12 protein-coding genes are annotated in these 18,198 nt (G+C 68.8%); 5 read left to right on the plus strand and 7 right to left on the minus strand.

Annotated features, from left to right (window positions below; translation table 11 throughout):
* Nucleotides 1–16 precede the first annotated feature (16 nt).
* Entirely contained in the window at nt 17–1,894 is a 1,878-nt protein-coding gene (locus tag WDU93_RS03590) for a dynamin family protein (protein ID WP_337317602.1), read from the plus strand.
* The gene (locus WDU93_RS03595) at nt 1,891–3,522 is read left to right on the plus strand and encodes a dynamin family protein (protein ID WP_337317603.1); all 1,632 of its coding nucleotides are present in this window, start codon (nt 1,891–1,893) and stop codon (nt 3,520–3,522) included. Before WDU93_RS03590 ends, WDU93_RS03595 begins: the two co-directional genes overlap by 4 nt.
* Before the next feature lie 406 nt (nt 3,523–3,928).
* Here the strand turns inward: WDU93_RS03595 and WDU93_RS03600 are convergent, their stop codons facing one another.
* The 3 genes from WDU93_RS03600 to WDU93_RS03610 all read right to left on the minus strand — a co-directional run bounded on the left by WDU93_RS03600 (nt 3,929) and on the right by WDU93_RS03610 (nt 9,251).
* Nucleotides 3,929–4,747, minus strand: coding sequence for an IniB N-terminal domain-containing protein (locus WDU93_RS03600; RefSeq protein ID WP_337317606.1), 819 nt, complete (start codon nt 4,745–4,747; stop codon nt 3,929–3,931).
* 148 nt (nt 4,748–4,895) lie between these two features.
* A complete protein-coding gene (locus WDU93_RS03605; protein WP_337317609.1) occupies nt 4,896–7,433 on the minus strand; it encodes a LuxR C-terminal-related transcriptional regulator in 2,538 nt (845 codons plus the stop codon).
* 21 nt (nt 7,434–7,454) lie between these two features.
* Nucleotides 7,455–9,251: an Hsp70 family protein gene (locus tag WDU93_RS03610; protein WP_337317612.1), complete on the minus strand. Its 1,797-nt coding sequence runs from the start codon at nt 9,249–9,251 to the stop codon at nt 7,455–7,457.
* Nucleotides 9,252–9,569: 318 nt separating this feature from the next.
* Here WDU93_RS03610 and rarD point away from each other — a divergent pair, with 318 nt between their 5' ends.
* Together rarD and WDU93_RS03620 are read left to right on the plus strand one after the other, a co-directional pair.
* Nucleotides 9,570–10,517: an EamA family transporter RarD gene (gene rarD, locus WDU93_RS03615; RefSeq protein ID WP_337317615.1), complete on the plus strand. Its 948-nt coding sequence runs from the start codon at nt 9,570–9,572 to the stop codon at nt 10,515–10,517.
* 132 nt (nt 10,518–10,649) lie between these two features.
* A complete protein-coding gene (locus WDU93_RS03620; RefSeq protein ID WP_337317617.1) occupies nt 10,650–11,909 on the plus strand; it encodes an ABC transporter substrate-binding protein in 1,260 nt (419 codons plus the stop codon).
* A 377-nt stretch (nt 11,910–12,286) separates the two neighbouring features.
* Here WDU93_RS03620 and WDU93_RS03625 read toward each other — a convergent pair whose 3' ends face one another.
* Genes WDU93_RS03625 through WDU93_RS03640 form a run of 4 tightly spaced genes read right to left on the minus strand, consistent with a single transcriptional unit; the run spans nt 12,287 to nt 16,389 of the window.
* Nucleotides 12,287–13,054, minus strand: a complete 768-nt coding sequence (locus tag WDU93_RS03625) for an ABC transporter ATP-binding protein (RefSeq protein ID WP_337317618.1) — start codon at nt 13,052–13,054, stop codon at nt 12,287–12,289.
* The gene (locus tag WDU93_RS03630; protein WP_337318083.1) at nt 13,051–14,019 is read right to left on the minus strand and encodes an ABC transporter ATP-binding protein; all 969 of its coding nucleotides are present in this window, start codon (nt 14,017–14,019) and stop codon (nt 13,051–13,053) included. Before WDU93_RS03630 ends, WDU93_RS03625 begins: the two co-directional genes overlap by 4 nt.
* Nucleotides 14,020–14,074: 55 nt before the next feature.
* Nucleotides 14,075–15,052 (minus strand): branched-chain amino acid ABC transporter permease, encoded by a 978-nt coding sequence (locus WDU93_RS03635; RefSeq protein ID WP_337317620.1) that lies wholly within the window; start codon nt 15,050–15,052, stop codon nt 14,075–14,077.
* A gap of 2 nt (nt 15,053–15,054) precedes the next feature.
* On the minus strand, nt 15,055–16,389 hold the full coding sequence (locus tag WDU93_RS03640) for a branched-chain amino acid ABC transporter permease (RefSeq protein ID WP_337317622.1): 1,335 nt from the start codon (nt 16,387–16,389) through the stop codon (nt 15,055–15,057).
* A 252-nt stretch (nt 16,390–16,641) separates the two neighbouring features.
* Here WDU93_RS03640 and guaB point away from each other — a divergent pair, with 252 nt between their 5' ends.
* On the plus strand, nt 16,642–18,144 hold the full coding sequence (gene guaB, locus WDU93_RS03645) for an IMP dehydrogenase (RefSeq protein WP_337317624.1): 1,503 nt from the start codon (nt 16,642–16,644) through the stop codon (nt 18,142–18,144).
* Nucleotides 18,145–18,198 lie beyond the last annotated feature (54 nt).

Consider the following 18,198-nt stretch of genomic DNA (forward strand, 5'->3'; position numbering starts at 1 on the left):
AGCACAGGGGGGACTCGTGCCTGAAGATCGCACCGCGCCGATATCCGGAATCGTCGATGTCGTCCATGACGTCGGCGATCTCGCCCTGTCTGCAGGGCGCACCGACCTCGCCGCCCGCCTCGCCCAGACGCGCAACCGGCTCGAAGATCCCGCGGTGCGGGTCATCGTGGTGGGCGAGTTCAAGCAGGGCAAGAGCAAGCTCATCAACGCGCTCGTGAACGCGCCGGCCTGCCCGGTCGACGACGACGTCGCCACCAGTGTGCCGACGATCGTGTCGTACGCGGCCGAGCCCTCAGCCTGGGTGATCGATCGGCCCGAGAGCGAGGATGCCGAACCCCGACGTCGCGAGATCCCGGTGGCGGAGCTCGCCGATTACGTGTCCGAACGCGGAAACCCCGGCAATGAACGCGGCATCCTCTCCGCCGAGGTCATGCTGCCGCGCGAGATCCTGCGCGGCGGGCTGAAACTCGTCGACTCTCCCGGTGTCGGCGGCCTCGAGTCGTCGAACTCTCTGGCCACCCTCGCCGCGCTCTCTTCGGCACACGCGGTGCTGCTCGTCTCGGACGCCTCGCAGGAGTACACCGAGCCCGAAGTGCAGTTCCTTCGCCATGCGATGCGCATATCGCCCAACGTCGCCGCCGTGCTGGCCAAGACCGACCTCTACCCCGAATGGCGGCGCATCGAAGAGATCGACCGGGGGCACCTCGCCGGAACCGGCGACGTGCCCATCTTCGCCGTCTCCAGCGACCTCAGACTGCTCGCTGCCGAGACGCAGGACCGTGACCTCAACAGCGAGTCCGGGTTTCCCGCGCTGGTCGCGCATCTGCGCCGCGAGGTGCTCGGCCGCGCCGAGGTGATCCACGAACGCAGCGCGGTGCACGATCTGCTCTCGGTCGTCGACCAGCTGGGTATGTCGCTGCGGACCGAGCTGAACGCGCTGCTGAACCCCGAGGACACTCCGCGCATGATCGCCGAGCTCGAAGACGCCAAGGCCAAGGCCGACGAATTCCGGGGGCGGTCGGCCCGCTGGCAGGTGACCCTGACCGACGGCATCGCCGACCTCGTCGCCGACATGGAGCACGACGTGCGCGACCGGCTGCGCAAGGTGCAGCGCGAGGCCGAGCGCAGCATCGAGGAGGGCGATCCCGGCCCGATCTGGGATCAGATCCGCGAGTGGCTCGATCAGCGCATTACCGCGGCCATCACCGAGACCTTCGTGTGGACGGATGAGCGCTCGCGGTGGCTCTCCGAGGAAGTCGCCGAACTGTTCAGCCAGGAAGAGGCGGAGTTCCCCGCCGTCGACGTCGGCGACGCCCGTGCCGTGCTGGACCCGGTCGACGAGATCGCGCACCTGGATGCCGGTCAGCTCAGCGCCGGCGAGAAGATCTACATCGGCGTGCGCGGTTCCTACGGCGGGGTGCTGATGGTGGGGCTTGCAACCGGTCTCATCGGGATGTCGCTGATCAATCCGCTCTCGCTGCTCGCCGGCGTGCTCGTCGGCCGCCGCGCGTACCGCGAAGACCTCAGCAATCGGCTCACGCGTCGCCAGCAAGAGGCCAAGATCATCGTGCGCCGGCACATCGACGAGGTCACCTTCCAAGTGGGCAAGCAGCTGAAAGACCGGCTGCGGATGGTGCAGCGCACCGCCCGCGACCACTTCGGAGCCATGGCCGAAGAGCTGCACCGGTCGCTGTCCGAGGCGCTCACCAGCGCCAAGCTCGCCGCGACCACCTACACCGCGAACCGCGACGAGCGGGTCGGGTCGCTCCAGACGCGCATCGCCCAACTCGAGCAGCTGCGCGCCGCGATCCCTGCGCTTCCGGATGCCCCCGCCGCCGGCATCCTCGAGGTGTCCGCCGCCGAGCACTCGCACCCGAAAGCGGTGACGCCATGACCGGGGTGATCACAGCGCACACCGAGGAGCTGCTGCGAACGTCCCGCGCGGTATACGAGGGCGACCGTGAGGCACTCGCGCTGATCGACCAGCTCGAGGTGCGTCTGCACGAGCCGCTGCGCCTGGCCGTGGCCGGCATGGTCAAGGCCGGCAAGTCGACACTGTTGAATGCGCTGCTCGGCGAGCGCATCGCCGCCACCGACACGGGGGAGTGCACCCGCATCGTCACCTGGTACCGGTACTCGCAGACACCGAGCATCACGATGCATCTGCGCTCGGGCAAGACCGAACGGATGCCGATCCGCCGCGACCGTGGCCTGCTCGTGTTCGACCTGGCGGGGCGCACCGCAGACGAGATCGAATGGATCGACGTGGGCTGGCCACTGGCCGCGCTGCGCGCGCAGATCCTCATCGACACCCCCGGCATCGCCTCGCTCTCGGCCGACACCTCAGCGACCACGGCCCGCTTTCTCACGCCGAAGGAGGAACCCTCCTCGGCGGATGCGGTCATCTACCTGCTGCGGCATCTGCACGGCTCCGACATGAAGTTCCTCGAGGCGTTTCGCGACACCGCGGCAGGCGCCGCGCAGAGCGTGTGCGCTCTCGCTGTGCTCTCCCGCTCCGATGAAGTGGGCTCGGGGCGCATCGACTCGCTGCTCTCCGCGCGCCGGGTCGCCCTGCGATACGAGCATGACGGCGACCTCGCCACACTGGCGCTCGGAGTGATCCCCGTGGCAGGTCTGCTCGCCGAGGGTGCCCGCACCCTGCGCGAGAGCGAATACATCGCGTTCCGTGAACTCGCGGGGCTGGACCGCGCCGACCGGGAACGGCTGCTCGTCTCGGCCGACCGGTTCACCCGCGAATCGGATGCCACCGGGCTCAGCGTGGCGGTGCGGCAGGAGCTCATCGCGCGGTTCGGCATCTTCGGGGTGCGGCTGGCGACCGCGATCATCCGCGGTGGCGTGGAGAGCTCGTCTGAGCTGTCCACGCTGATGGTGCAGCAGAGCGGGCTGATCGAGGTGCAGGAGTTCGTGCAGACGCAGTTCCAGCCTCGGGCCGAGACGCTCAAGGCGCGCGGCGTGGTGCTGCAGCTCGAGGCGCTCGTGCGGCGCAGCCCCCGCCCAGGAGATGAGCGGGTCCGGGCGGGGATCGAACGCTTCACGGCATCCGCACACACCCTGCGCGAACTGTCGCTGTTGGCGATCTCTCGCGCCCATGGGCTGCCGCTGCCGCCCGACGACTCCGCCGATGCAGCCCGCATCCTCGGCGCCGATGGCACCACATCGGCGACCCGTCTCGGGCTCTCGCCCGACGTCGACGACGAGACGATCGGACGGCACGCCCTCGCCGAGATCGACCGCTGGCGCGCACGGGCCGAATCGCCGATCGCGACGCGAGCCGAGGCCACCGTGTGTCTCGCCGTGGTGCGCAGCCTCTCGGCGATCGCCTCAGAAGTCGCCGCCGTTCGGCCCCTCCGGCCCGCGCCGGATGTCATGCCGGCGAGCCGACCAGCGCATGGCGGCGGGCAGGATGCTGAACAGCAGGGCGAGCAGGACAAGCGCAGCCTGCGCCGCGAGAAGCGTCGGCAACGGCGCGCCCTGCGAGCCGAGCGCCACCCACTCGGGTGAGAGCACGAGCACCATCACCTGCACCGCAAGGGTCACCAGCTGCCACCAGCGGATCTGCGGGCGCCGCCCCATGAACGACACCAGCAGGGTGATCTGGGTGAACAGGGTGGCCACCATGAAGGCGAACACCGTCCAGTAGATGATGTCGGCAGCCGCGTCGTAGGTCTCGTCGCTGCGGCCCTCGGTGACCGTCCTTGCGACGTCGGCGATGAGGGGCAGCAGATCGGTGCGGATCACGAAGAAATACACGATCGTGAACGCCCCGACCGCGAAGCTCAGCACCCACAGGAACTGGCTCACCCGCACCGAGAACGGTGGGGTGAGCTTGACCAGGACGGGGGCCTCGTTCGGACTGACCAAGGTCGGTCGTTCCGGGGCCTCCCGCCTGTTCGTCGGTCCGGCGGTGTCAGTCATCCTCGATCGGATCCTCCACGACCGTGTCGGACTGCGCGGCGGTGCTTGCCGCATCCGCGTCGTACGTGTCGTCGGTGGAGGTCATGTCGCTCTCGAGCACGTCGGCGGGCTCCGGCACGTCGGCCGGCAGCGGCGCCGGCTCCGGCGCGGGGGCGGGTGCGGGGTCGGTCGCCTCGGTCACCGCATCCACCGTGGTGTCGACAGCCTCGTCGACCACCCCGTCCGTCCCGACGGCCGTGTCGACGTCTGCCGGGTCGGCCTCGCCGTCTGCCGGCGGTTCGCTGCCGGTGTTGTTGAAGCTGCCGTCGTAGGTCTCGTTCCCCACCGAGACGTCGCCCATCGTGACATCCACATCGGAGTCGACGATCGTGGCGTCGTCACCAGCGGCCACCGAGTTGTCGCCGGAGGCCACAACCGCCTCCTGATCGAACAGCTGGGTGACGTCGCCGCCCTCGGTCCAGATGTTCTGGTTCACCGACTGGTCGACGATCGTCGAGCGGGCGTCGATCGTGGTGAACTGCTGAATCATCCGCACGATTTCCTGCACGGCGCCGTTGTTGTCGCCGGGGCCGCTGGGGCCGCCGGGCGGCGGTGGCGGCGATGACGGATGCTCGTGCCGGATCACCGTCGGGTGATCCACGATCACCGGCTTGACGGCCGCGACATCCGCGGCGCACACGCCAGCGAGCCCGCTTCCGGCGAGCATCGCCTGCGGGGAGGCCGAGAAGCCGTCAGCGGCATCCGGATCACGCAACAGGCTGAGGATGAAAGCGATCAACGCGTCGGCGATCGTCTCTACCGGTGAAGTCATCAGTGGCCCCCTTAGACACTTCGTGACTGGTCACGTTCGTTTGCCCGATCCCGGTTCCTCGTCCCACGCGACCCGGGATCGTGCTCACGATGCTAGGCCGGTCTACGCGGGTGGACATCGGGGATTTCCCCGATAGTCCCCCACGGTTCTATGGGGGTGAGTCCTGATCCCCCCTGGCGTTGGCGTCACCGTCGAGCAGCACGCGCAGGCGGGCCAGCAGCTCAGAACGGGACGTCGCACCCAGGCGCCGTCGGATGTGGGCGATGTGATGTTCGGCGGTGCGCGGCGAGATGAAGATCGTCTCGCCGATCTCTGCGTAGGTCTTGCCCTGGATCACCAGCCGCGCCACCTCGAGTTCGCGCTCGCTGAGCGCTTCTTCGGTCGACGCTGCGCTCGGGGTGGAGGCGGTGTCATTAGCGCTGGCCAGGTGACGCCGGGCGCCGTCGGCCGGATGCAACTCCCGTGCGCAGGAGAGCAGGCGCGCGCTGACCTTGCGGTCCTCGGTGCGTGCGGCGCCGTGTCCGGCGAGGCGCGCCGCGTCCCAGCGCATGCCGATGGAGGCCAGTCCCTCTGCGGCGGCCTCGACGGCATCCGCATCGACGACGCCGGCGAGCACCGACGTCCACACCCGGCCCGCCTTCGCCATCACCCCGGCGACGCGGCTGCGCCCGGCGGCGGAGACGAGCGCCTTCGCGTGCGGGGCCAAGGTCGCGGGGCTGCTCAGCAGAATGCCCTCCTGGATCCCTGCCCAGTGCAGGTGCGCCGTCCACAGCGGCGGGTCACCGAGCGTGGAGGTCAGACGCAGCGCATGCGTGAACTGTGCTTGCACCCGCGCGGTGTCACCGACGCGTGCGGCCGCGCAGATCAGCTCGGTGAGCGGATGCAGCAGGTACAGGTCGACATCCGCGCGCAGGATGCTCGATCGGGCCTGCCGCCACGCCTCCTCAAGCCCCGACACGTCGTCGTACCTGCGTGCGGTGGCCACCCGCACCGCCTGGGCGAGCAGCGCATCACGCGGCGAGGGCGATCCACCCAGCGTGTGCGCGCGCTGCAGAGATTCTGCGGCTTCGGTCGGATGCCCGCGTTGCACGGCGATCCAGGCACGCCACAGCAGCAGGCGCGGGCGGGCCCACGGTCCGCCGTGATCGTGGCGCAGAGCGTCGTCGATGATGCCCCAGGCGGTGGAGAGTGCGCCGAGGTTCAGCGCCACGACCGTCGCGATCACGGCAGGCAGCTCACAGATCGGCCCGGTCGACTTCGACGTCGTGTACATCTCGGCCGCCCGCACGAGATCCGCGAGGGCTGTCTCGTCGGCCGTGCTCTGCGCCGAGGTGCGCAGTCCGTGCCGCAGTAGCTCCATCGCGACGCCGACGGCAGAGGGGACATCCGCCGTCGGCGCGATCTCGAGCGCGTCGCGCGATCCGACGGCGAAGCCCGCGATCATGGCGTGCGTCGCGCTGATGGGGTCGCTCGGTGCGGCGGCCCGGTAGACCGCATCCGCCTGCGCCATCATGCCGCGCGCAGCCCACACCGCCGCGGTGACGTCGGCGAGCGCCGAGGAGTCATCCGCGGGTGAGGTGTTCGGGTCGTCGACGATCTGCGCCGCGGCATCCACATCGCCACTCGCCCAGGCGGCCTGCGCTCGCCGCACTGCGACGCGACCGGCGTCTGCTCCGCACGCGACGGCACCCCGATAGAGTTCGGCCGCGCGTGCCGGAGCCGCCGGGAGCAGGCGATCCGCATGCTGCACCATGGCGGCGCCGATGCGGGGATCGGCGACGAGGTCTGACAGCTCACCGTCGGCGGAGGCACCGGCGGTGAGCTCACGCGCCAGCTCTTCGGGGTGCCGGGCGTACAGATCGATCAGCCGATGCGGGGGAATGGTGGCGCGCACGGCCGTGCGCACCAGCGGCACCGGCTGGCCGTTGCGCTGCAGCAGACCCTCGGCATAGCCGTGCAATGCCCAGGTCTCGGCGTCGTCGTGCGGCGTCGTGGCGGGAGAGATGCACAGGTCTTCGATCGTCGCGCGCAGCTCCGGATCGATCGTGTCGAGCCGGTGGGCGATCTGCTCGTGCAACGCCCGCCCCAGTTCGCGGTGGGACGCGTCGTCGGCGCAGTCGCGCACGTCGTGGGCGCGGAGGGCTTCCCACACGAGCCAGGCCACCCCACGAGTGATGTCGAGAATGTGGGCGGCACAGGCCGGTGACAGCAGGATGCCCTGCTCCTCGGCCGAGTCGATGAGATCCGACCGACTGACATGCCCCAGGACGACGGCGGGCAGGCGCACCTCGAGCAGTCGGGTGATGCGTCGGGCGGTATCAGGGCTGGGCCACGGACGGCTCGTCACGATGAGCGACGTGGTCGGGTCGTCGGCCCGTTCGTGCAGGTCGGTCAGCGCCCGATCATCGAGCAGGTGCAGGTCATCGACCAGCAGCACATGATCGGCCGGCACCTGCGTGATCTGCGGGGAGGTGCCCTGCAGCAGCACACTCTGCCGCGGTGCCTGATCGAGCAGGCCCCGCAGATGGCGTAGCGCGGTGGATTTGCCCGAACGCGCGTTGCCGACGAGCAGGGCGCGGGGCGAGGGATCGCGGATCGCGTCGACAGCAGGACGGATGCGGCGTTCCCAGGCGGAACCGGCACCGCCCGAGTGGGGCGGTGCGATCGGATCGGCGATGGCAGACATGTTGGGGAGGAGGTCTGCGGGTCACGGAGCCGATGGAGAGGAGGGATCCGCCGACGGCGAGGTGGGGTCCTGCGCCGCCGGCGGCGACGGATCCGGCTCAGGTGGTTGGGGGTCCACCGGAGGTGAACTCGGATCCGTCGGCGCGGGGTCGGCAGGGCCAGGATCCGTCGGAGACGGATCGGACGGTGCCGGATCTGACGGCGCCGGCTCAGAGGGCGCGGGGTCAGAGGGGGAGGGGTCGGACGGTGCCGGATCCGAGGGGGCAGGGTCAGACGGGGAAGGGTCAGTGGGGCCCGGCTCCGACGGAGCAGGGTCGGTCGGCGCAGGGTCGGTCGGTGCGTAATCGGTGCCGCCGGTGCCGCCCGATGACGAGGGCGAACCGCCCGTACCCGCGCTGGAGGATCCGCTATCGGTTGATGTTGCCGGTTTCGGGCTCGCCTTCGGCGGTGAGCTGGGGTCGCCGGGTGCTTGCGGGGTACGACTGCGAGGTTCGCTCACCGCGACGTCTGAGGTGTCCAGGCCGAGCGCGTCACCGAGTCCGTCGGTGAGTGCATCAGAGACGGGTTCGTCGACGGTTCCGCCCACCACGCTGAAGTCACCGTGGTGCCGGGCCCCGGCGAAGAGGTCACCGCCGACACCGGCCTCCATGAGGTTCTCCGCGTCGGCGGCGTCCGAACGGTCTCCGGCCGGGGCGGTCGTGCCCAGGATGATCCCGCCCCCGACGAGCACCGCGGTCACGGTGAGGGCTGCCGCGGATGCCGCGGGCGTGGCGATCTTCGTGGCTCGGCCGCGGAGCGCGCCGAAGAGCCCGGCGCGGGGTTGCCGCTCATCCTCGACGCTCTGCTCGGCATCCGGTGCTGGCGGCGGCACTGGTCTGCGCGCTTCCCACGCGGCCCACGTCTGCCTGGCCGCGCCGCACGCGATTGCCGAGGCAGGATCGGGCGTCGCTGCGAGCGACACGTCGAAGCGACCGGACAGGCGCTGCACCGCCAGCGGGATGCGGGAGGAGCCGCCGACGAGTACCACCTCGGTGAGGTCCTGCGCGGAGAGCTCTGCCGCGTCGAGGGCGGCGTCGAGTGCCTCGACGGCGGTGTCGAGGTCGTCGCCGATCATGTTCTCGAACTCAGATCGGGTGATCCGCACCCGAGCCGGACGCTCAGCCAGGGGCACGATCATCTCGGCATCGCCGTCGAAGGACAGCGACTCTTTGGCCGCGACCGCCGACGCTCGTGCGGCGATGAGCATGTCGCGACCGTCGGGGGTGGATGCCGCGGCGATCCCGTCGATCCCCGTCATGGCCAGCGCGTGCGCGAGGAGCGCGTCGTCGTAGGCGCCGCCGCCGGTGCCCTCGATGACCACGGCCGGAGCGATCTGCCGCACGCCAGCGGAGCCCGTGCGCACGATGGTCGCCGTGCACGTGCTGCCGCCCAGGTCGAACACCGCGCGCAGGCCGCGCGCGGGGGCGGCGTCAGCATCCAGCTGCCCGTGCGCCGCGGCCACGGGGCTGGGCACCAGTGTGACCTCGAGGTCGACGTCTCGCAGCGCGCGCGTGACCAGTTCGACGCGGTACGCCTGCCAGTCGGCGGGATGTGCCAGGGCAATCGCCGCGGGGCGGGCACCATGGTGCGCGGCAGCGGCCGCGGCCACCCACAGCACCAGGCGAGCGAGCACCTGCTCGGGCAGAACGGCGTAGCCGCCGGCGATGAGTGGCACGTCGTCACCGATGCGGCTCACGACCTCGCGCACGGCGCGCTCGGGGTGCAGGGCGGCGGTCTGTACCGCCTCGTCGCCGAACAGCAGATCGCCGTCTGCGGTCACGACCGCAAGCACAGCGGTGCTGTCGCGCCCGCCTCCCACAGCGAACGACGCGACTTCGATTCTTCTACTCGGCGCAGCACAGGCTGTCACCGCCGTGAGGCGATGCGTCCCTGCGTCTATCGCGAGTACGAACTCCGACTCGCTCATCGGCTTCCGCCAATATCCCCAGTTCCCAGCAATGGACACTCACACTGTAGGACGTCGGCGACGCCCGCGGTACCCCATCTGGCGCCCAGCCCAAATAGTCGGCATCCGGTCTCGTGCAGCGGGAAATCAGGTGTCAGGCCGGGTCGTCGCCGGGGGGCATAGTGTGGTGCGGTGAGCCTTGATGACCGTACCCTTCCGCGCCCGGAACGCAGCGTGGCAGCGAGCGGCATCGCCTACACGGTCGCGGCCTATCTGCTCTGGGGCGTGCTGCCGCTGTACTTTCTGCTGCTGTGGCCGACCGGCCCCTGGGAGGTCGTGGCCTGGCGTGTGCTGCTCTCGTTTGTCTTCTGTCTGCTGCTGCTGACGGTCGTGCGTGGCTGGCGGGGCTTCGTCGCCATCATCCGGCAGCCGCGGCTACTCGGCTGGACCGCGCTGGCCGGCGTCCTCATCTACGTCAACTGGCAGGTCTTCGTGCTCGCCACCCTCGACGGGCACATCGTCGAGACCAGCCTCGGCTACTTCATCAACCCGATCATGACGGTGCTGCTCGGCGTCTTCGTGCTGGGCGAGCGGATCCGGCCGCTGCAGTGGGCGGCCATCGGCATCGCCGCGCTCGCCGTGGTCGTCATCATCGTCGCCTACGGCTCGGTGCCGTGGATCGCGCTGTCGCTGACCGCCTCGTTCGGCGTGTACGGACTCGTGAAGAAGAAGATCGGGCCCGCGGTGGATGCCGTCAGCGGTCTCACCCTGGAGTCGTTCTGGCTCATTCCCTTGGCTGTCGTGCAGCTGGTGCTCGTGGCGCAGACCACCGGGATCACCTTCGGCACCGAGGGTGTCTGGCACGCGGTGCTGCTGTCGTTCGCCGGGGTCGCGACCGCCGTGCCGCTGCTCTGCTTCGCCGCCGGAACGCGGCGCATCAGCCTGGCCGCGGTGGGCATCTTGCAATTCATCACGCCGGTGATGCAGTTCATCATCGGGGCCGGCGTGCGCGGCGAACCGATGCCGCCCGAGCGGTGGATCGGTTTCGGGATCGTCTGGGTCGCGATCGCCGTGTTCATCATCGACCTCGTCGTTGCCGGTCGCCGCGGGCGCAGGCCCCGCCTGGCGGAGCTCGTCTGACGCCGAAAAGCCTGCCGCACCGGGATCGTTAGGGTACCGAGACAGAATCTCGGGTGCCATGGCACAGCGTCGCCTTTAGGGTGGAGACACCCGACTGTGGTACGACCACGTTCATCAACGCAAGGGAGCAACATGAACGCTTTGAAGGGCTCGCGCAAGACGCGGATCTTCGCCGCGGCCGCGCTTGTCAGCGCATCCGCACTGGTGATCGCCGGCTGCAGCAGCACGCCGAGCGGCGACACCTCCGACGGTGGCGAAAAGCCCGCCGCCGACCTCACCCTGAAGCTCGGATCGCTGCTGCCCCAGACCGGCAGCCTGGCGTTCCTCGGCCCGCCCATGGAGTCCGGCGTCGGCCTCGCCGTCGAAGAGATCAATGCGGCAGACGCCGGCATCCAGATCGAGCTCACCGCCGAAGACGAGGGTGACACCGACACCAAGGCCTACGAGACCTCGATCACCAAGCTGCAGGGCGCTGGCGTCACCGCGATCGTCGGCGCTGCCGCATCCGGTGTCTCCAAGCTGATCCTCGACGGAAACGTCAGCGCAGGCATCCTGCAGATCTCCGCCTCGAACACCTCGCCGGACTTCACGGCGTGGGAGGACGAGGGCCTGTACTTCCGCACCGCCCCCAGCGACCTGCTGCAGGGTGAGGTGCTCGGCAACCTCATCGCCGAGGACGGCGCGAAGACGCTCGGCATCATCTACCAGAACGACGCGTACGGCACCGGCCTCGACGCGGCGATCAAGGAGACCTTCGAGGGCACCGGTGGTGAGGTCGTCGCAGAGGCGTCCTTCAACGTCGGTGACGCGCAGTTCGACGCCCAGGTGGAGACCATCAAGGCCGCCAACCCGGACGCCGTCGCGATCGTCTCGTTCGAGCAGTTCAAGACCATCGCCCCGTTGCTGGTGAACGCCGGCATCTCGGCCGACAAGTTCTACATGGTCGACGGAAACCTCTCGGACTACGGCACGGACATCCCCGTTTCGCTCGAGGGTGCTCAGGGCACGAAGGCCGGCCCCGCGCTGGCCGACGACTTCACCGAGCGCCTGCAGGCGTCCTGGACCGCGGCGGGCAACGACGAGGTGAAGGACTTCACCTACGCCGGTGAGGCGTACGACGCTGTCGTGCTCGTCGCCCTTGCTGCCCTCGAGGCCGGCTCGACCGAGGGTGCGGACATCGCCGCGAAGATGCAGGAAGTCTCCGGTGGCACCGACGGTGGCACCGCGTGCACCAGCTTCGAAGAGTGCGCGAAGATCATCAACGATGGTGGCCAGGCCGACTACAACGGCTACTCCGGCGACGTCACGTTCGACGAGAACGGTGACCCGCAGGGTGCCACGATCGGCATCTACAAGTACGGCGCCGACAACACCATCGAGCGTCAGAACTGATCTGATCTGAATCACGGAAGGGCCCCGGATGCTTCGGCATCCGGGGCCCTTCTCTTGTGTCTCCTGAGGGCCGTGAAGCTTGCTGTGGGTCGCTGAGCCTGTCGAAGCGTCAGGGCCCTTCGACAAGCTCAGGGACCCAGCATGGCGGCCCTTCGTCTCGCTGCGCTCGCTCAGGGACCGGGTGGGGCCCTTCGACAAGCTCAGGGAGCCAGCGTGCGGTTCCTGAGCGAGGAGCGTAGCGACGAGACGAAGGACAGGGACCCAGAGTGTGGTTCCTGAGCGAGGAGCGTAGCGACGAGACGAAGGACAGGGGCCCAGCGGCGGGCACGCAGAAGCCCCCTGGGCCGGTAGGGCGCCAGGGGGCTTCTGCAGACGCGTCAGGCGGCGTCGGTGCCGAGCGTGCCGAGGTACAGCCCGATCACCTTCGGGTCGTTCAGCAGGTCGCGGCCCGGGCCCTCGTAGGCATCGCGGCCCTGATCGAGCACGTAGCCGCGGTCGGCGATCTGCAGGCACCGGCGGGCGTTCTGCTCGACCATGATGGTCGTGACCCCGGCCCGGTTGATGTCGGAGACGCGGATGAACGCGTCATCCTGGCGCACCGGGCTCAGACCAGCCGACGGCTCGTCGAGCAGCAGCACCGACGGATCCATCATCAGTGCGCGCGACATCGCGACCATCTGTCGTTCACCACCCGACAGCGACCCGGCGCGCTGCGGGAGCCGCTTGCCGAGCTCGGCGAAGATGCTCGTGACGAACTCGAGCCGCTCGTTGTACACCTTGGGGTTCTGGTACAGCCCCATCTGCAGGTTCTCGGCGATCGTCAGCGAGGGGAAGACGTTGTTCGTCTGCGGCACGAAGCCGACACCGCGCGCCACGAGCTTGTCGGCCTTGAGGCCGACGATGCTCGCACCGTTGAGCGTGATGTCTCCCTCGCGCACGTTCACCATGCCGAAGATCGACTTGAGCAGCGTCGACTTGCCGGCGCCGTTGGGGCCGATGATGCCGATCAGCTCGCCCTTGCGGGCGATGAGGTTCGCGCCGTTGAGGATGTTCACACCCGGCAGATACCCGGCGTGCACGTCCTTCAGCTCGACGACGATCTCGCCGTCGTTCCCGGCGGCGGGGGTGGATGCCGCATCCGTCATCGCTTGTCCTCCTCGTCCTGCACTTCTTCGGTCGCGACCTCGGCGTCGGCCTCGGCCTCGATCTGCTCGCGCTCCGCTCGCGCGACCTTCACCGCTCCGGTGTCGGGCAGCGAGATGCGTCCGGTGACCGCACCCAGGTCGACGTCCTGGTGGGCGCCCAGGTAGGCATCCACCACGGCGGGGTCTTCCATCACGGTCTCGGGCGGTCCCTCGGCGACGACCTTGCCCTCGGCCATCACCACCACCCAGTCGGCGATGTGACGCACCATGTGCATGTCGTGCTCGACGAACAGCACCGTCATGCCCAGTTCCTTCAGATCCAGGATGTGGTCGAGCAGCGACTGCGTCAGCGCCGGGTTCACACCGGCCATCGGCTCGTCGAGCATCACCAGCGTCGGGTCGCTCATCAGCGCCCGCGCCATCTCGAGCAGCTTGCGCTGACCGCCGGACAGCGCCGCGGCGAAGTCCTGCTCCTTGGCGTCGAGCTTGAACCGCTTCAGCAGCTCCTTCGCCTTCGCCTCGATCTCCTGATCCTGGCTGCGCCAGAGGAACGGGAACAGGCTCGACCAGAAGCTCTCGCCGCGCTGATCCGGGGCGCCGAGCTTCATGTTCTCGAGCACCGTCAGCAGCGACAGCGACTTGGTCAGCTGGAAGGTGCGCACCTGACCCATGCGGGCGACCTTGAACGACGGGATGCCGCTGAGGTTGGTGCCGTCGAACGACCACTGTCCGCTGTTGGGCCTGTCGAAGCCGCAGAGCAGGTTGAACAGCGTCGTCTTGCCGGCACCGTTGGGGCCGATCAGGGCCGTGATCGCACCGCGCGGGATCTCGAGGTGGTCGACGTTCACGGCGGTCAGACCGCCGAAGTGTCGCTCCACGCCGTCGACGACGAGGATCGGGTCGACCTTGGCCACGCCGGGAGCGTCGGGCCCCTTGGCGAGCCCGGTGGTCTTCGGGCGGCGGATGCTGCCGGTGGTCGGCTGCTCGACGTTCTCGGCAGCCGGCTCGGAGGAGTTCAGTTCACTTGACAAAGGTCATCTCCCTCTTGTTTCCGAGGATGCCCTGCGGGCGGAAGATCACGAGGAGCATCAGCGCGATGCCGACGAAGATGAACACCATCGTGGAGGCCTGGCTGTCGCTGATCGGCAGGATGCCGGCGCGCGCCATGCTCGGCAGCAGGTTCGACAGGAACGCGAACACCACCCAGAACAGCACCGCGCCGAGCGTGGGACCGAACACGGTCGCCGCGCCGCCGAGCAGCAGGATCGTCCAGAGGAAGAACGTCAGCGACGTCGTGTAGCTGCCGGGGACCACCGCGGAGGGGAGCACGAAGACGATGCCGCCCGCCGCGCCCATCACGCCGCCGATGATCAGCGCCTGCATCTTGTAGGCGAAGACGTTCTTGCCGAGCGAGCGGACCGCGTCCTCATCCTCACGGATGCCCTTGAGCACGCGACCCCACGGGCTGCGCATGAGCGCCCAGACCAGCACGATCGCGATGGCGAGCAGGATCACGCCGAACACGCGGTTCCACAGGTCGTTCGCCGTGTACGTCCACGGGCCGAAGCCGTAGGTTCCGGGCGGGAACGGGTTGGCGTCACGGAACCCGCCGTTGTACTGCGCGAGTCCGTCGGCCGAGTTGGTCCACTTGTCGAACACCTGCGTGGTGAACAGCAGGCGGACGATCTCACCGGCCGCGATGGTCGCGATGGCGAGATAGTCGGCGCGCAGGCGGAGCGTGGGGATGCCGAGCAGCACCGCGAACAGCGCACCGCCGAGCAGACCGATCAGCATGCCCACCCACCAGGGGAGACCGAACGAGAGGACGGAGATGGCGTAGCCGTAGCCGCCGATCGCCATGAACGCCGCCATGCCGAAGTTCAGCAGGCCCGCGAATCCGAAGTGCACCGCAAGGCCGGTCGCCGCGAGCGCGTAGGCGATCGTGACGGGGCTGAACAGGTAGACAGCCGTGTTGGAGAAGATGCTTCCGAAATCCATGATCAACCCAACCTTTCCTTGCGGCCCAGCAGACCCTGCGGCCTGACCAGGAGGATGACGATGAGCACGACCAGGGCGCTCGCGTACTTGAGGTCCGACGGGATCCACAGGGTCGAGACCTCGACCGCGATGCCGACGATGAGCGAGCCGAGGAGGGCTCCGAACGCGGTGCCGAGTCCGCCGAGCGTGATCGCGGCGAAGATGAGCAGCAGCATCTGCATGCCCATGTCCCACTTCACGCCGGGGCGGAAGTAGCCCCAGAGGATGCCGGAGATCGCCGCCAGCGTGCCGGCGAGGATCCACACGTAGCGGATGACCTTGTCGACATCGATGCCGGAGGCCGCCGCCAGCTGCGGGTTGTCGGAGATGGCTCGGGTCGCCTTGCCGATCCGGGTGCGGGTGAGGAACCACGCCACCCCGAGTATGACGATGATGCTCACGACCATGCCGATCAGGTCGATGTAGGACAGCGAGATGGGACCGAACTGGATGGGCGTGGGGCTGGCACCCGGAAGCTGCTGCGTGCCGCCGCCGATCCAGAACTGGAACAGGTAGCGCAGTGCCAGCGACAGGCCGATGCTGACGATCATGAGCTGCACGACGCCCAGGCCTCGCTTGCGCAGCGGACGCCAGATTCCGGCATCCATCGCCCAACCGAACAGTCCGCCACCGACCACGGCGGCGATGATGCCGGCCCACAGGGGCAGGTGCCACATCGTGGTCGTGACCAGCGCGACGAGGCCGCCCCAGGTCACCATCTCGGCGTGCGCGAAGTTCGACAGGCGCGTGGTGCCGTAGATCAGCGCCGCTCCCATCGAGGCCAGCGCCAGCAGCAGACCGAAGTTGAGCCCGCCTACCAGTCGTGAGAGCAACTGGTCGATGAACGACACGGTGACGCGCTCGCCCTCGCCGAGGAACAGGTTCATGATCTTGGTGCCGGTCAGACCGAACTCCACCTCGAACGAGGCCGTGGTTCCGGCGATCGGCTGCGTGCCAGGGGGCAGCTGCGCTGCGTCGACGATCACGCCGTCGGGCAGGGTCGTCTCATCGACCGTGAGGGTGTAGACCTCCTTCTCGGGCACATACAGACGCCACTTGCCCTCGGCGTCTGTCGTTGTCTTGCCCTCGAAGCCGTTGCCACTGATAGTCATCACCACATCGGCGACGGGTTCGTCGTCGAAGGTGATGACGCCACCGAAGTAGTAGTCGGTGACCTCTTGGCCGTCATCGGTTGTGTCGGCGAACGCCGGTGCTGCGGGCTGGCCGAACAGCAGGAATGCTGCCACCAACGCCGCGAACAAGGCGATCAGTCCGCTTCGGGGACGCCGAAGCGTCATTGATCTCGGTCCCACGCATCCTCCCCATCGAGTTGCTATAGACGCGGCTTCGGGTGGCCGGTCCGGACGTGGACGTCGGACTGAGCGTACCCCCCGCCGGGGGCATTCGCACCCTCCGTCCAGGAATCGGGAATATCGGGTGTGTCACGACGCTTACAATCGATACATGACGGAGTCGCCGCCGTCCTCGGCTGGCTCCGTGTTTTGACGCTCACACCCCACACATCGCGCCCCCGCGCAGAGGAGCCCTTTATGGAGCAGCACGACCCGTTCGGTTTCGTCGGACTCACCTACGATGACGTGCTGCTGTTGCCCGGCCACACCGATGTCATCCCCAGCGAGGCCGACACGTCCTCGCGCGTGACTCGCCGCATCTCGGTGGCCACCCCGCTGCTCTCCAGCGCCATGGACACCGTCACCGAGGCGCGCATGGCGATCGCCATGGCACGTGAGGGCGGCATCGGCATCCTGCATCGCAACCTCTCGATCGCCGACCAGGCCGCGCAGGTCGACCGCGTCAAGCGCAGCGAGTCGGGCATGATCACCGACCCGATCACCACCTCGCCCGACGCGACGGTCGAAGAGGTCGACCAGCTCTGCGCCAAGTACCGCATCTCGGGCCTTCCCGTCGTCGACGCCGAAGGGCGTCTGGTGGGCATCATCACCAACCGTGACATGCGCTTCGTCTCCGGCTTCGAACGGCAGACCACCCTCGTCAAGGACGTCATGACCGGCGACGGTCTCGTCACCGCGCCGGTGGGGGTGGCCGCAGGTGAGGTCATCGCGCTGTTCGCCAAGCACCGGGTCGAGAAGCTCCCCCTGATCGATGCCGACGGAAAGCTCGCCGGCCTGATCACCATCAAGGACTTCGACAAGAGCGAGAAGTACCCGCTGGCCACCAAGGACGACCAGGGCCGCCTGCGCGTCGGCGCGGCGATCGGCTTCTTCGGCGACGCGTGGGAGCGCGCCGAGGCGCTGCGCGACGCCGGTGTGGACGTGCTCGTCGTCGACACCGCCAACGGCCAGTCGCAGGGCGTGATCGACCTCGTCCGTCGCCTCAAGGCCGACCCGTCGTTCGCGCACATCGACGTGATCGGCGGCAACGTCGCCACGCGTGAGGGCGCCCAGGCGCTGGTGGATGCCGGTGTGGATGCCGTCAAGGTGGGCGTCGGTCCCGGTTCGATCTGCACCACCCGCGTGGTCGCCGGTGTCGGCGTGCCGCAGGTGACCGCCGTCTATGAGGCCTCGCTCGCCGCCCGCCCCGCGGGTGTGCCGGTGATCGCCGACGGTGGCTTGCAGTACTCGGGCGACATCGCCAAGGCGCTCGTCGCCGGTGCGGATGCCGTCATGCTCGGCTCGCTGCTCGCCGGCACCGACGAGTCGCCGGGCGAGATCGTCTTCCAGTCGGGCAAGCAGTTCAAGCAGTACCGCGGCATGGGCTCGCTCGGTGCGATGCAGACCCGCGGCAAGCAGACCTCGTACTCGAAGGACCGCTACTTCCAGGCCGACGTGCCCAGCGACGACAAGCTCATCCCCGAGGGCATCGAGGGCCAGGTGCCCTACCGTGGCCCGCTCGCCGCCGTCGCCTACCAGCTGGTCGGCGGCCTGCGTCAGTCGATGTTCTATGTCGGCGCGCGCACCATCGAGGAGCTCAAGACGCGCGGCAAGTTCGTGCGCATCACGGCGGCCGGGCTCAAGGAGTCGCACCCGCACGACGTGCAGATCGTCGTCGAGGCGCCGAACTACAAGAAGTGACCTCATAGCGAAGGGCCGGATGCGCGCAGCATCCGGCCCTTCGTCATGTGTGCG

This window comes from Microbacterium istanbulense, assembly GCF_037204145.1.
GTDB lineage: Bacteria > Actinomycetota > Actinomycetes > Actinomycetales > Microbacteriaceae > Microbacterium > Microbacterium istanbulense.